The organism is Streptomyces cinerochromogenes, from assembly GCF_014648635.1.
In the GTDB taxonomy this organism is placed as follows: Bacteria; Actinomycetota; Actinomycetes; order Streptomycetales; family Streptomycetaceae; genus Streptomyces; species Streptomyces cinerochromogenes.
Map to the genome: position 1 here is coordinate 32685 of NZ_BMRM01000006.1, position 12720 is coordinate 45404.

The following is a 12720-nucleotide window of genomic DNA, read 5'->3' on the forward strand; positions in this document are numbered from 1 at the left end:
GGGGCTTTGATGATCGTCGTGACGGGTGCCACCGGGAACATCGGACGGGTGCTGGTGGAGCTGCTCGCCGGGGCCGGTGAGGAGGTCGTCGCCGTGTCGCGGGGGAACGGGGCGGCGGGCGGGGGCCCGGCCGGGGTGCGGTGGGTCCGGGGCGGGGCCGGGGACGCCGGGAGCCTGCGGCCCGCACTCGACGGTGCCCATGCGCTGTTCCTCGTGCTGGGGGGCGAGCTGAACTTCCGGGGCGAGGCGCCCGACCGGCTGGTGAAGGCGGTCGGGGACGCCGGGGTCGAGCGGATCGTGCTCGTGTCCTCGCAGGTCGCCGGCACCCGGCCCGACGCGTCCTCGCACGACCGGCTGCGGGAGTTCGAGAGCGCCGTGCGGGCGTCCGGGCGGGAGTTCACCGTTCTGCGGCCGGCGGGGTTCGCGTCCAACGCGTTCGCCTGGGCCGGGTCCGTCCGTGCCCGGCGTACCGTCCACGCGCCCTTCGGCGAGGTCGCGCTGCCCGTGGTCGACCCCGCGGACATCGCCGCCGTGGCCGCCGCCGCGCTGCGCGAGGACGGGCACGCGGGCCGGGTGTACGAGCTGACCGGGCCCGAGTTGATCAGTCCGCGGCGGCAGACCGAGGTCATCTCGGCGGCCCTCGGTGAGGAGGTGGAGTTCGTGGAGCTGTCCCGCGCGGAGGCGCACGCGGGGATGGCGCGGTTCATGCCGGAGCGGGTGGTCACCGGCACGCTGGACGTGCTCGGCGCCCCGCTGCCCGCCGAGCAGCGGATCGGCCCCGATGTGGAGGCGGTGCTGCACCGGCCGGCGGCGCCGTTCTCGGCGTGGGTCGAGCGGCATCTGCCGGCGTTCGCCTAGCCGCTACTTCGCGTGCCGTACCGCGTAGATCATGACGAAGGCGATGAAGTGGATGCCGAAGAGGAAGTAGGCCAGGAAGTACCAGACCTGGCGTTCGTTCTTCGTCTCCTGGGCCAGGCGCCGCTTCTCGAACGTGTCCGCGGTCGAGGGGTCCTCGGCCGCGGGGCCCTCTGTCAGGGGGTTCTCGTCCGTCACAGTTCCCGGTGGACCTTCGTGTTGGACGCCTGGGCGCGCGGGCGCAGGACGAGGAGGTCGACGTTGACGTGGCTGGGGCGGGTCACCGCCCAGGTGATGGTCTCGGCGACGTCGTCCGCGGTGAGGGGCTCGGCGACGCCCTGGTAGACCTTCTCCGCCTTCTCCTGGTCGCCGCCGAAGCGGGTGAGGGCGAACTCCTCCGTCTTGACCATGCCGGGCGCGATCTCGATCACGCGGACGGGCCGGCCGACGATCTCCAGGCGGAGGGTCTCGGCGAGGACGTGGGCGCCGTGCTTGGCGGCGACGTATCCACCGCCGCCCTCGTAGGTGCCGTGGCCGGCGGTGGAGGAGACGACCACGACGACGCCGTCCCCGCTCGCGACCAGCTTCGGCAGCAGGGCCTGGGTCAGGTTCAGGGTGCCGATGACGTTGGTCTCGTACATCGTGCGCCAGTCGGCGGGGTCGCCGGTGGCGACCGGGTCGGCGCCGAGGGCGCCGCCCGCGTTGTTGACGAGGACGCCGATCGTCTGGAAGGCGGTGGCGAACTCGTCGACGGCGGCGCGGTCGGTGACGTCCAGCTGGTAGGCGACGGCCGAGTGGCCGGCCTGGGTGATCTCCTCGGCGAGGGCCTCGATGCGGTCCTTGCGGCGGGCGGTGAGGACGACGCGGTAGCCGGCCGCGGCGAGCTGCCGGGCCGTGGCGGCACCGATGCCGCTGCTCGCGCCGGTGACGACGGCGATGCGGGAGGCGGCGGACGGGGCGGCGGTGGCCATGGCTGCTCCTGGGGCTGCGTCGGGGTGGTGTGCGACCGGATCGCCGTCCAGCGTAAGTGACCCTCAGCCGCCGTTTCGCGGCGCCCACATGATGACGGCCATCCCGGCGAGGCAGACCAGCGCGCCGGTGATGTCCCAGCGGTCGGGGCGGTAGCCGTCGGCGATCACGCCCCACAGCAGGGAGCCGGCCACGAAGATCCCGCCGTAGGCGGCGAGGATGCGGCCGAAGTGGGCGTCCGGCTGGAAGGTGGCGACGAAGCCGTACGCGCCGAGGGCGAGGACGCCGCCGGTGATCCACAGCCAGCCCCGGTGCTCCCGGACGCCCTGCCAGACCAGCCAGGCGCCGCCGATCTCGAAGAGGGCGGCGACGACGAACAGGGCGGCGGAGCGGAGGACCGGCATGGGCCCAGCTTGGCAGGCGGGCGCGGTGTCACCTGTTGGAGGGCGCCTGGGGGGCGGCTCGCGTGGCATACATCGCTACGGCAGTCGTACCCGCGGCGGTGCGGCGCGTGAGCGAGGAGTGGTGAGGGGCGTGCGGATGCGGGCGTGGGTGTTGTCCGGGGTGTGTGCCGGTGCCGTGCTGGTGCCGGGGGTCGCGGCGGCCGCTCCGGCGCCGGTGGCCGATCTCGCCTTCCACGGGAGCGTGGTGCTGGAGGGGGACCGGGCGGAGGTGCTGCTGACCCCGCGCAACAACGGGCCGGACGTGGTCGCGGACGCGACGGTCCGGCTGCGCTGGTCGGTGGCGCTGGCCGACGAGCAGGAGCTGCCCGCCCGGTGCGCGCGGGAGGACGAGCGGACGGTGGTGTGCGGGACGGGCGCGCTGGCCGTGGACGCGGCGGGGGAGCGGTTGCGGGTGCCGGTACGGCTGCGGGAGCGGCCCGCCGAGCTGACGCTGGAGATCGACACGGCGTGGAGCGCGGGGGCGACGGACGGGGACCGGACGAACGACCGGATGGCGGTGCTGGTGCTGGCGACCGGGGACGCGTACGCCTTCTGACTCCCCTTGATCCCTTCGGGCTGCCCCGGCCCGCGCTAGGCGGGGTTCTCCGCGTCGTAGCGCTCGCGGGCGGTGCGGACCTCGTCGAAGTGGGTCTCGGCCCAGTCCTTCACAGCGGTGAGCAGGGCGGCGAGGCTGGCGCCGAGCGGGGTGAGGGCGTAGTCGACGCGGACCGGGACGGACGGGGTGACCGTGCGGCTGATGATGCCGTCCCGCTCCAGGGCGCGCAGGGTCTGGGTGAGCATCTTGGGGCTGACGCCGGCGATCTTGCGGCCGAGGTCGCTGTAGCGCAGGGGTCCGGGGGCCAGGGCGGAGACGACGAGGCTGACCCACTTGTCGCTGAGCCGTCCGAGGAGCTGGTTGGTGGGGCAGCCGCGAATGAAGGCGTCGTACTCGGCGCGGGCCTGTTCGCGGCGCTGGGCGGCGGTCAAGGTGGCCATGGCTCTCCTCCGGGTCGGCTACGCACTCTCGGGTAACTACTTACCGATAGATAGTAGCTCTCCTACGGTTGGTGGTGCGGCAGGAAAGGCGCCGCGGGACATCAAGTGGCTTGATTTCGAGGAGAGTTGTCATGCGTGCTGCGGTGGTGAGGGCGTTCGGCGGTCCGGACGCGGTGGAGATCGCGGAGGTGCCGGTGCCGGAGCCGGGAGCGCGGCAGGTGCGGATCAAGGTGGCCGCGGGGGCGCTGAACCCCGTGGACGCGGGGGTGCGTGCCGGTTTCTTCGGCGGGGCCGGCAAGACGCTCGGGCTCGGCTGGGACGTCGCCGGGACGGTGGACGCGGTCGGGGTGGCCGCGGCCTGGCAGGTCGGCGACCCGGTGGTGGCGCTGGTGCCGGGGGTGGCCGACCCGCTGGGGGCGCACGCCGAGTACGTCGTCGTGGCCACGGACGCGGTGGCGAAGGCGCCGGCCGCGGTGGACGCCGTGCACGCGGGCACCCTGCCGCTGAACGGGCTGACCGCGCTCCAGGCGCTGGACCTGCTGGATCTCGCGCCGGGTGCGTCCCTGCTGGTGACGGGGGCGGCGGGCGCGGTCGGCGGCTTCGCCGTGCAGCTGGCCGCGCACCGGGGGCTGGAGGTGACCGGGCACGCCCGTGCGGGCGACGAGGAGCTGGTGCGCTCGCTGGGTGCCGCGCGCTTCACGGCGGACGGCCTCGCGCCGGGGAGCGTGGACGCGGTGCTGGACGCGGCGGTGCTGGGCGAGGCCGCCCTGGAGTGGGTGCGGGACGGGGGCGCGTACGTCGGTGTGCGGCCGGGGGCGCAGCCCGGGCCGGTGCGCGGGGTGCGGACGGGGGCCGTGGAGGTGGCCGCGGACGGGGCGGGGCTGGCGGAGCTGGTCCGGCTGGTGGACGAGGGGGTGCTGACCCTGCGGGTGGCCGAGGCCTACGCCCTGGAGAAGGCGGCCGAGGCGCATGCCCGGCTGGCGGAGGGCGGGGTGCGGGGGCGGCTGGTGCTGGTGCCCTGACTCCCGGCGGGGGGCCGGAATAACCGGGGAGGGCGGACCGTTCCGGGGGTATAGTTGAACGGTCAACAACCTGGAGGGTGAGCGACCATGCAGTTCGGGATCTTCACGGTCGGCGACGTCACGCCGGACCCCACCACGGGACGGACCCCGACCGAACGCGAGCGGATCAAGGCCATGGTCGCCATCGCGTCGAAGGCGGAGGAGGTCGGCCTGGACGTCTTCGCGACCGGTGAGCACCACAACCCGCCGTTCGTGCCGTCCTCGCCGACCACGATGCTCGGCTACATAGCCGCGCGGACGGAGAACCTGATCCTCTCCACGTCCACCACCCTGATCACCACCAACGACCCGGTGAAGATCGCGGAGGACTACGCGATGCTCCAGCACCTGGCCGACGGGCGCGTGGACCTGATGATGGGCCGTGGCAACACCGGGCCGGTGTACCCGTGGTTCGGCCAGGACATCCGGGAGGGCATCAACCTCGCCATCGAGAACTACGCCCTGCTGCGCCGCCTGTGGCGCGAGGACGTCGTCGACTGGGAGGGCAAGTTCCGCACGCCGCTGCAGGGCTTCACCTCCACCCCGCGCCCGCTGGACGGCGTACCGCCGTTCGTCTGGCACGGCTCCATCCGCTCGCCCGAGATCGCCGAGCAGGCCGCGTACTACGGCGACGGCTTCTTCCACAACAACATCTTCTGGCCCGCCGACCACACCAAGCGGATGGTGGAGTTCTACCGGAAGCGGTACGCCCACTACGGGCACGGCACCCCGGAGCAGGCGATCGTCGGCCTGGGCGGCCAGGTGTTCATGCGGAGGAACTCCCAGGACGCGGTGCGGGAGTTCCGGCCGTACTTCGACAACGCGCCGGTGTACGGCCACGGGCCCTCGCTGGAGGACTTCACCGAGCAGACCCCGCTGACCGTCGGCTCCCCGCAGCAGGTCATCGAGAAGACCCTGTCCTTCCGCGAGTACGCCGGCGACTACCAGCGCCAGCTGTTCCTGATGGACCACGCGGGGCTGCCGCTGAAGACCGTGCTGGAGCAGCTCGACATGCTCGGCGAGGAGGTCGTGCCGGTGCTGCGCGAGGAGTTCGCCAAGGGGCGTCCGGCGGACGTGCCGGAGGCGCCGACCCACCAGTCCCTGCTCGCCGGCGCCGAGAAGGAGGTCGTCGCATGAAGCTCGTCGTCGTGTCCGCGGGGCTGAGCGTCCCGTCCTCCACCCGGCTGCTCGCCGACCGGCTGGCCGCCGCCGTCGGCCGGCACACGCCGGTGGACCTCGAGGTGGTCGAGCTGCGGGAACTCGCGGTGGAGATCGCGCACAACTTCACCAACGGGTTCGCGGGCAGGGGTCTCGCCGCCGCGCAGGACGCGGTGGCGGGGGCCGACGGGCTGATCGTCGTCACACCGGTGTTCAGCGCGTCGTACAGCGGGTTGTTCAAGTCCTTCTTCGACGTGCTGGACAAGGACGCGCTGGCCGGGAAACCGGTGCTGATCGGGGCGACCGGGGGCACGGGACGGCACTCGCTCGTGCTGGAGCACGCGCTGCGGCCGCTGTTCGCCTACCTCCGGGCCGTGGTCGTGCCGACGGCGGTGTACGCCGCGTCCGAGGACTGGGGCGCGGAAGGGCTGGCCGAGCGGATCGAGCGGGCGGCGGCGGAGCTGGCCGCGCTGATGCCGCTGGCTCCGCGGGGGGCGGAGGAGACCGTGGTGCCCTTCGCGGAACAGCTGGCCAGGCTCGGCGGCCCGGCGCGGTGACCGGGCGGTGACCGGGCGCCGGTGAGAAGGCGGCAGGGCGGTGGGCCGGGTTGTCCCCGTGACGGTGAGAGGCCGGTAAAAAGGGTGATCGTAGGCCCGGCGAGCCCGGCCCGGCCGCCGCCGGCCTTGGCACACTGACCTACGTGCCCCAGACTGTGCTGCTCGCCGAAGACGACCGTGCCATCCGTCATGCCCTGGAGCGTGCCCTGACGCTGGAGGGGTACCAGGTGACGGCGGTCGCCGACGGCGTGGAAGCGCTGGCGCAGGCCCACAAGAACCCGCCGGACGTCCTCGTGCTCGACGTGATGATGCCGGGCATCGACGGCCTCCAGGTCTGCCGGGTGCTGCGCGCCGAGGGCGACCGGACCCCGATCCTGATGCTCACCGCCCTCGTGGAGACCGCCGACCGCATCGCGGGCCTGGACGCCGGCGCCGACGACTACGTGGTCAAGCCGTTCGACGTCGAGGAGGTCTTCGCCCGGCTCCGCGCCCTGCTGCGCCGCACCAGCCCGGCGCCCGCCGCAGGTGCCGTACCGGAGAGCACCGGGCGGGAGGCGCAGGTGACCGACCGGCAGGTGGAGGCCGCCGGCATCCGCATGGACCTGCAGGCCCGCCGGGCCTGGCGCGGCCGGCGCGAGCTGGAACTGACCCGCACCGAGTTCGAGCTGCTGGAACTGCTGGCGCGCAACGCGGGCATCGTCCTCGACCACTCCACGATCTACGACCGGATCTGGGGGTACGACTTCGGGCCCGGCTCCAAGAACCTCGCCGTCTACGTCGGCTACCTGCGCCGCAAGCTGGACGAGCCCGGCGCCCCGCAGCTGATCCACACCGTGCGGGGCGTGGGTTACGTGCTGCGGGAGGACTAGGTGGGCCGCCGCTGGCGGCTGCCGGCCGGGCCCCGGCCGAAGCTGGTCTCCCTGCGCACCACCTTCGCGGTCTCCTTCGCGGCCGTCACCGCCGCCGTGACGATCCTCGTCGGCATCCTGTCGTACAACTCCGCCGCCCGGCTCGTCCGGGTCGACCAGCAGTCGGTGTTCACGCAGGTCGTGCAGGACGTGCGGGACGAGGTACGGCAGCACGCGATGAGCCCCGACGACTTCTCCTCCTCCCGCCCCGGGCACGACGTGGTCCGCCCCGCCCGCACCGACGTGCAGGTGCTCGGCGCGCAGGGGCAGATCATGGACCACGGCAGCCCGGTGCTGCCGGTCACCGCCGGGGACCGGGACATGGCCGTCGCCCGGACGGCGGGGCTGGTGGTCCAGCACAAGGACGTACGGGTGGAGGCGGACCTGTTCCGCATCGCCACCGTCTCGCTCGGCGACGGGCGCGGAGCCGTGCAGGTCGCGCAGGAGTTCAGCGACACCGAGGACCTGCTGCGGGCGCTCCAGCGGCGGACGCTGATCCTGATGGCGGCGGTCGTGGTGGCGGCCGGGCTGTTCGGGTGGTGGCTGGCCCGGCGGATCACCCGGCGCCTGGTGGTCCTCACCTCCGCCGCCGAGGACGTCGCCCGCACCCGGCAGCTGGGCATCCAGGTGCCGGTGGCCGGTCTGGACGAGGTGGGGCGCCTCGGCCGTGCCTTCGACCGGATGCTGGGGCGGCTCGCGCAGTCGGAGGAGGACCAGCGCAGGCTGGTGCAGGACGCCGGGCACGAACTGCGCACCCCGCTCACCTCCCTGCGGACGAACATCTCGCTGCTCCGGCGCATCGACGAACTCCCGCCCGACAGCCGGGAGGAGCTGGTCGCCGACCTCTCCCAGGAGGCGAGGGAGCTGACCGACCTGGTCAACGAGCTGGTCGATCTCGCCGCCGGGCAGTCCGACGCCGAGCCGCCCCAGCGGGTGGACCTCGCCGACCTCGCCGAGGACGTCGTCGGGCTGGCCAGGCGCCGTACCGGCCGGGACGTCGTGCTGAGCGCGAGCGGTGACACGACGACCGACGGACGGCCCGGGATGCTCCAGCGGGCCATCTCCAACCTGGTCGAGAACGCGGCCAAGTTCGACCGGGGCGGCAAGACGCCGATCGAGGTCGCCGTCACCGGACCGGCCCGGCCGGGCACGGTGCGGGTGGAGGTGCGGGACCGGGGGCCCGGGATCGCCGAGGGCGACCTCGTCCGCATCTTCGACCGCTTCTACCGTGCCGCCGACGCCCGCTCCCTGCCCGGCTCGGGCCTCGGCCTCTCCATCGTCCGCGAGGTCGCCATGGCCCACGGCGGGGCCCCGTTCGCCTACCGGCGGGAGGGCGGCGGCGCGGTCATCGGGTTCACGGTCGGGGGCGGGATCGTGCCGGGCGCCGGCCGGGGTGAGTAGGCGTACCTACCGGTGACCGGTAGGTACGCCCATCCGCGTGCCCCTCTGGCGGCCGTAGCGTCGCCGTATGCCCGAGGAGAGCGCACCCACCCCGACCACGCCCGAGACCACGCCCGAGACCGCGCCCGAGACGGCGACCGAGACGGCGACCGAGACGGCGACCGCCACCGCGACCGCCGCCGGGCCGGCCCTCTCCGGGGCCCGTGCCCTCGGCCTCGGCTGTCTCGGCTGCGGCGGGCTCGTGCTCGTCGCCGTGGTGGCCCTGATCGTCCAGCTCACCTGGAACTCCTCGACGGACTTCCCCCGGGTCGCGCCCCAGGAGATGGCGAACCGTGTCCTCGGGCACTCACAGGAGGCGTACGACGTCATGGGGTTCACGCGGACCGTGCGGCCCGGGGTCGAGAAGATCGGCGTCAGCACGGAGAACACCCTGGACGCCGGCTACTGCTACGACGGGGGGCTGCTCGGGCTGGAGGACAAGACCGTCGACGGCGCCTACCGGATGTCCCACGACTGGGCGCTGGACCACGTGCCCGCGAGCCAGGCCGTGCCCGGACTGCGCCGGCTGCACCGGCGGCTGCGGGACGAGGGCTGGGAGGTCTCGTCGTACCGCGAGGGCGGCAAGGGCAAGGACTGGTCGCTGTACGTCCAGCGGGACGGCGGGGACGAGCGGATGTCCTTCACCTGGTTCCCGGACCGGGAGTACTTCCTGGGCGTCTCCGCCGGGCCCTGCGCCTACGACCCCGGGTGGACGGACGGCGAGGACCCCTACTACCCCGACTCCGCCGCCGACTCCGTCACGCCGCCCGCTCTCGGGCCGGGGAGGCGGTGAGCGCTCCGGCCGCGCTCAGTCGGCCCGTCCGCGCCGGGCCGCCGTCAGGTGCCAGGCCAGGTTGCCCACCGCCGCACCGGCGGCCACGGCGGCCACGATCACCCCGCCGGTCGCGAGGCCGTCGCTGAACAGGTGCGGGCGCCGGTCCAGGCTGTGCAGCCCGAAGCCGCACAGCTCGTACACGCCGACGGCGGCGATGACCAGGCTGACGACCAGCACGGTCAGCGTCGGCGCGAGATCGCGCACGCAGACCTCCGTACCGGGCTCCGCTTCCGTGATGTCCTGCATGGGTCCCCCGTTGAACAGACGTGTGAACGGCCCGGTGGGCGTTGGCGATTGGGAACCTACAATACGTAGGGTCGGATAGGGTCGACGCCGTGCGGATCTACATCAGTGCGGACATGGAAGGCATCACCGGGCTCGTCGACGCCGACGACGTCCAGCCGGGCGGCCGGGACTACGAGCGGGGCCGCACCATGATGGCCGAGGACGTGAACGCCGCCGTGCGGGGCGCCTTGGCGGCCGGGGCGACCGACGTCCTCGTCAACGACGCCCACGGGCCGATGCGCAACCTGCTCCCCGAGGCGCTGCACCCGGCGGCCCGCCTGGTCCGGGGCAAGCCCAAGCAGCTCGGCATGCTGGAGGGCCTGACCGGGGAGTACGACGCCGCGCTGTGCGTCGGCTACCACTCCCGGGCCGGGGCGCCGGGCGTGCTCAGCCACAGCTTCATGGGGCACGAGATCGAGGACATGTGGCTGGACGGCCGCCCGGTCGGCGAGATCGGCCTCGCCCACGCCACGGCGGCGGCCCTCGGGGTGCCCGTGGCGGTCCTCACGGGCGACGACGCGGCGTGCGAAGAGACGGCGGAGTGGGACGCCTCGGTCGTGACCGTCCCGGTGAAGTACGCCCGTGACCGGTTCGCTGCCGAGCTGCGGCCGGCCGCGGAGGCGCGCGAGGCCATCGAGGAGGCGGTCGCCCGGGCGCTGACCCCGGCCCCGGCCCGCCCGGCGCCGTCGGCCGCGGAGGCGACCCTCACGGTGCGCTGGCAGTCCGCCTCGGTCGCCGTCACCCTGCTGGGCATCCCCGGTGTGACCGCCGAGGACGCGCGGACGGTCCGGGCGAGCGGACCGCTGCCCGCGCTGTTCCGGCAGTTCGGGGTGTGGATGCGGGTGGCGGCCTCGCTCACCCACCAGGCACCGTACTGCTGACCTCGTCGGGTCGGTCCGGGGCGGTGCGGCGGGCGTAGGCGCGGGCCGCGCGGGCGCGGTCTCCGCGGCGGGTGGGGCACCCGTGGCGGCGGCCGCAACGAGGACCGGCCGGTGCCGAGCCCGGGGTGGGCGGGCCGCCGTGGACAGGGGCTGGGCGGGCCGCCGGGGACAGGGATTGGGCGGGTCGCCGGGGAATAGGGGCTGGGTCGGCCGCCGTGGACAGGGCCTGGGCGCGCCACCGTGGACAGGGGCTGGGCCGGCCGCCGTGGACAGGGCCCGGGCCGGGCCGCCCGTCGGCCGCGCTCGACCGGCCGCCCCGAGGGTGGTCATCGCGTGATCACCCTCGGGCATCCCGTTCGCGGCGTCCGGCGGGCAGGATGGACGACGACCGCCACCCACCCGGAGGCGCACGCCCCCCTGACCCCGGAGGCGACTGCCCCACACCCCGGAGGCCCGCATGGACGCGTCCACCGAGCTGGGGGACTTCCTGAAGTCCCGCCGTGCCGCGCTACGGCCGGAGGACGTCGGCATCGCGACCGAGCCGGCCCGCCGCCGGGTCGCCGGGCTGCGCCGTGAGGAACTGGCCCTGCTCGCCGGCGTCAGCGTCACCCACTACACCCGTCTCGAACAAGGCCGCGCGGCCGGCGTCTCCGACTCCGTGCTGGACGCGATCGCCCGCGCCCTGTGTCTCACCGAGGACGAGACCGCCCGCCTCAAGGACCTCGCCCGGCCCGCCGCCCGGCGCCGCCCGGCCGCACCCCGCGCCGAACACGCGACCCCCTCGGCCCGCCGGCTGCTCGCCGCCATGACCGACGTACCGGCGCTCCTCCTGGACCGGCGCGGAGACGTCCTCGCCTGGAACCGGCTCGGCCACGCCCTGCTCGCCCCGCACCTGCCGTGGCCGGCGCCGGGCACCCCCGCCGACCGCCCCAACCTCGTCCGCATGCTGTTCCTGGACGAGCGCCACCGCGCCCTGCACGCCGACTGGAAGCAGGAAGCCCACCTCGCGGTCGCCTCCCTGCGCCTGGCCGCCGACCGGCACCCCGACGACCGAGCCCTGGCCGAGCTGATCGGACGGCTGTCCATCCAGAGCGAGGAGTTCACCGCCCTGTGGGCCCGGCGTCCGGCCCGCACCCGCACCACGGGCGGCAAGTCCCTGCGCCACCCGGCCGTGGGCACCCTGGAGCTGGGCTTCGAGAACCTGTCCGCGGGCGCCACCGGCCAGCGCCTGATCGCCTACACCGCCGAGCCCGGCTCCCCGTCCGACGCGGCCCTGCGCCTGCTGGCGGCCACGACGGCGGCCACGACGGCCTCCACCGGGCCGGGGCTGCCCGCCCTGGACGCGCAGTGAGCGGTCGCGCTCAGGTGTGCGCGCCGGCCCCGAGGACGTCGAGCATGGCCCGGGTGGCCGGGCTGGGGTTGAAGCGGCTCCACGCCAGACACTCCACGCGGTGCGGCCCGTCGGCCACCGGGACCAGCGCCAGCGCGGGGTCCCGGGCGGCCAGCGGCCGGATGAACGCCGAGGGCAGCAGCGCGACACCGAGACCGCGCGCCACCAGCCGGGTGATCAGCTCCACCACACCGGCCTCGTACGCCACGTCGCGGACCAGGCCCGCCGCCGCGAACGCCTGATCCGACTGGGCCCGGGCGGGCGTCCCGGCCACGAAGTCCACGAACGTCTCGTCGGCGATCTCGGGCAGCGTCACCCCGGCCGCCCCCGCCAGCCGGTGCCCGGCCGCCACGACCAGGACGTGTGCGTCGTGGGCGAGGACCAGGCTCTCCACCCCGGAGGGCCGCTGGTCCTCCGGCAGCCCCAGGAAGGCGATGTCCAGGTCCCCCGCCCGGATCGCCGCCACCAGCTCGTCACTGCGCCCGGACCGGAGCACCACCCGGACCTGCGGGTGCTGGGCCCGGTACCGCTGGAGCACCTCCGCCACGTCCACGGCGGCCGTGGTCACGATCACGCCGACGGCCAGCCGCCCCCGGACCACGCCGGCCGCGGCGGACGCGTCGGCCATCGCCCGGTCCGCGGCGGCCAGCGCCTCCCGCGCCCGCGCCACGAACGCCTCCCCGGCACTGGTCAGTTCGACCCGCCGGCTGGACCGCGCGAACAGCCGCACCCCCAACTCCCGCTCCAGCGCGCCGATCCGGTGACTGAGGGAGGACTGCACCACGTAACAGCGCTCGGCGGCCCGGGTGAAGTTGCGGGTCTCGGCGACGGCGACGACGTACCGCATCTGCTGGAGGTCCACGCCATCCATCGTTGTCGTTCATGGCTGCGATGACAACCATGTCTTGGACGCATGGCGGGCCGCCCACCGAGACTTCCTGG

General features: G+C 74.4%; 16 protein-coding genes. 10 read left to right on the forward strand and 6 right to left on the reverse strand.

Annotated elements, in window-relative coordinates:
- Positions 1 to 9: 9 nt before the first annotated feature.
- A complete protein-coding gene (locus IEZ20_RS13225) occupies positions 10 to 858 on the forward strand; it encodes an SDR family oxidoreductase (protein ID WP_189297892.1) in 849 nt (282 codons plus the stop codon).
- Between the two features lie 3 nt (positions 859 to 861).
- Here IEZ20_RS13225 and IEZ20_RS13230 read toward each other — a convergent pair whose 3' ends face one another.
- The 3 genes from IEZ20_RS13230 to IEZ20_RS13240 all read right to left on the reverse strand — a co-directional run bounded on the left by IEZ20_RS13230 (position 862) and on the right by IEZ20_RS13240 (position 2228).
- A complete protein-coding gene (locus IEZ20_RS13230) occupies positions 862 to 1053 on the reverse strand; it encodes a hypothetical protein (RefSeq protein WP_189298571.1) in 192 nt (63 codons plus the stop codon).
- Positions 1050 to 1826 carry an SDR family NAD(P)-dependent oxidoreductase gene (locus IEZ20_RS13235; protein WP_189297894.1) on the reverse strand — a complete coding sequence of 259 codons (777 nt, stop codon included), beginning with the start codon at positions 1824 to 1826 and terminating at the stop codon, positions 1050 to 1052. The genes IEZ20_RS13230 and IEZ20_RS13235 overlap by 4 nt, the downstream gene beginning before the upstream one ends.
- Before the next feature lie 63 nt (positions 1827 to 1889).
- Positions 1890 to 2228, reverse strand: a complete 339-nt coding sequence (locus IEZ20_RS13240) for a YnfA family protein (RefSeq protein ID WP_189297896.1) — start codon at positions 2226 to 2228, stop codon at positions 1890 to 1892.
- Positions 2229 to 2364: 136 nt separating this feature from the next.
- Between IEZ20_RS13240 and IEZ20_RS13245 the strand changes: the two genes are divergently transcribed.
- Positions 2365 to 2823, forward strand: coding sequence for a hypothetical protein (locus IEZ20_RS13245; RefSeq protein ID WP_189298513.1), 459 nt, complete (start codon positions 2365 to 2367; stop codon positions 2821 to 2823).
- Positions 2824 to 2858: 35 nt separating this feature from the next.
- Here the strand turns inward: IEZ20_RS13245 and IEZ20_RS13250 are convergent, their stop codons facing one another.
- Positions 2859 to 3263: a winged helix-turn-helix transcriptional regulator gene (locus IEZ20_RS13250; protein ID WP_189297898.1), complete on the reverse strand. Its 405-nt coding sequence runs from the start codon at positions 3261 to 3263 to the stop codon at positions 2859 to 2861.
- Between the two features lie 131 nt (positions 3264 to 3394).
- On the opposite strand from IEZ20_RS13250, the gene IEZ20_RS13255 reads away from it, so the two are divergent.
- From IEZ20_RS13255 to IEZ20_RS13280, 6 genes are all read left to right on the forward strand, one after another.
- On the forward strand, positions 3395 to 4285 hold the full coding sequence (locus IEZ20_RS13255; RefSeq protein WP_189297901.1) for an NADP-dependent oxidoreductase: 891 nt from the start codon (positions 3395 to 3397) through the stop codon (positions 4283 to 4285).
- Positions 4286 to 4372: 87 nt separating this feature from the next.
- Positions 4373 to 5461, forward strand: coding sequence for an LLM class flavin-dependent oxidoreductase (locus IEZ20_RS13260; protein WP_189297903.1), 1089 nt, complete (start codon positions 4373 to 4375; stop codon positions 5459 to 5461).
- Positions 5458 to 6039 (forward strand): CE1759 family FMN reductase, encoded by a 582-nt coding sequence (locus tag IEZ20_RS13265; protein ID WP_189297905.1) that lies wholly within the window; start codon positions 5458 to 5460, stop codon positions 6037 to 6039. Before IEZ20_RS13260 ends, IEZ20_RS13265 begins: the two co-directional genes overlap by 4 nt.
- Positions 6040 to 6182: 143 nt before the next feature.
- A complete protein-coding gene (locus IEZ20_RS13270; protein WP_189297907.1) occupies positions 6183 to 6908 on the forward strand; it encodes a response regulator transcription factor in 726 nt (241 codons plus the stop codon).
- Positions 6909 to 8348: a sensor histidine kinase gene (locus IEZ20_RS13275; RefSeq protein WP_189297909.1), complete on the forward strand. Its 1440-nt coding sequence runs from the start codon at positions 6909 to 6911 to the stop codon at positions 8346 to 8348.
- A gap of 67 nt (positions 8349 to 8415) precedes the next feature.
- Positions 8416 to 9180: a hypothetical protein gene (locus IEZ20_RS13280; RefSeq protein WP_229896052.1), complete on the forward strand. Its 765-nt coding sequence runs from the start codon at positions 8416 to 8418 to the stop codon at positions 9178 to 9180.
- Positions 9181 to 9195: 15 nt separating this feature from the next.
- On the opposite strand, the gene IEZ20_RS13285 is transcribed toward IEZ20_RS13280, so the two are convergent.
- A complete protein-coding gene (locus IEZ20_RS13285) occupies positions 9196 to 9468 on the reverse strand; it encodes a hypothetical protein (protein ID WP_189297911.1) in 273 nt (90 codons plus the stop codon).
- Positions 9469 to 9557: 89 nt separating this feature from the next.
- Between IEZ20_RS13285 and IEZ20_RS13290 the strand changes: the two genes are divergently transcribed.
- Both IEZ20_RS13290 and IEZ20_RS13295 read left to right on the forward strand, forming a co-directional pair.
- A complete protein-coding gene (locus IEZ20_RS13290) occupies positions 9558 to 10388 on the forward strand; it encodes a M55 family metallopeptidase (RefSeq protein ID WP_189297914.1) in 831 nt (276 codons plus the stop codon).
- Positions 10389 to 10845: 457 nt separating this feature from the next.
- Positions 10846 to 11739 carry a helix-turn-helix domain-containing protein gene (locus tag IEZ20_RS13295; protein WP_189297916.1) on the forward strand — a complete coding sequence of 298 codons (894 nt, stop codon included), beginning with the start codon at positions 10846 to 10848 and terminating at the stop codon, positions 11737 to 11739.
- A 10-nt stretch (positions 11740 to 11749) separates the two neighbouring features.
- Here the strand turns inward: IEZ20_RS13295 and IEZ20_RS13300 are convergent, their stop codons facing one another.
- A complete protein-coding gene (locus IEZ20_RS13300) occupies positions 11750 to 12640 on the reverse strand; it encodes a LysR family transcriptional regulator (RefSeq protein ID WP_189297917.1) in 891 nt (296 codons plus the stop codon).
- Between the last annotated feature and the right edge of the window lie 80 nt (positions 12641 to 12720).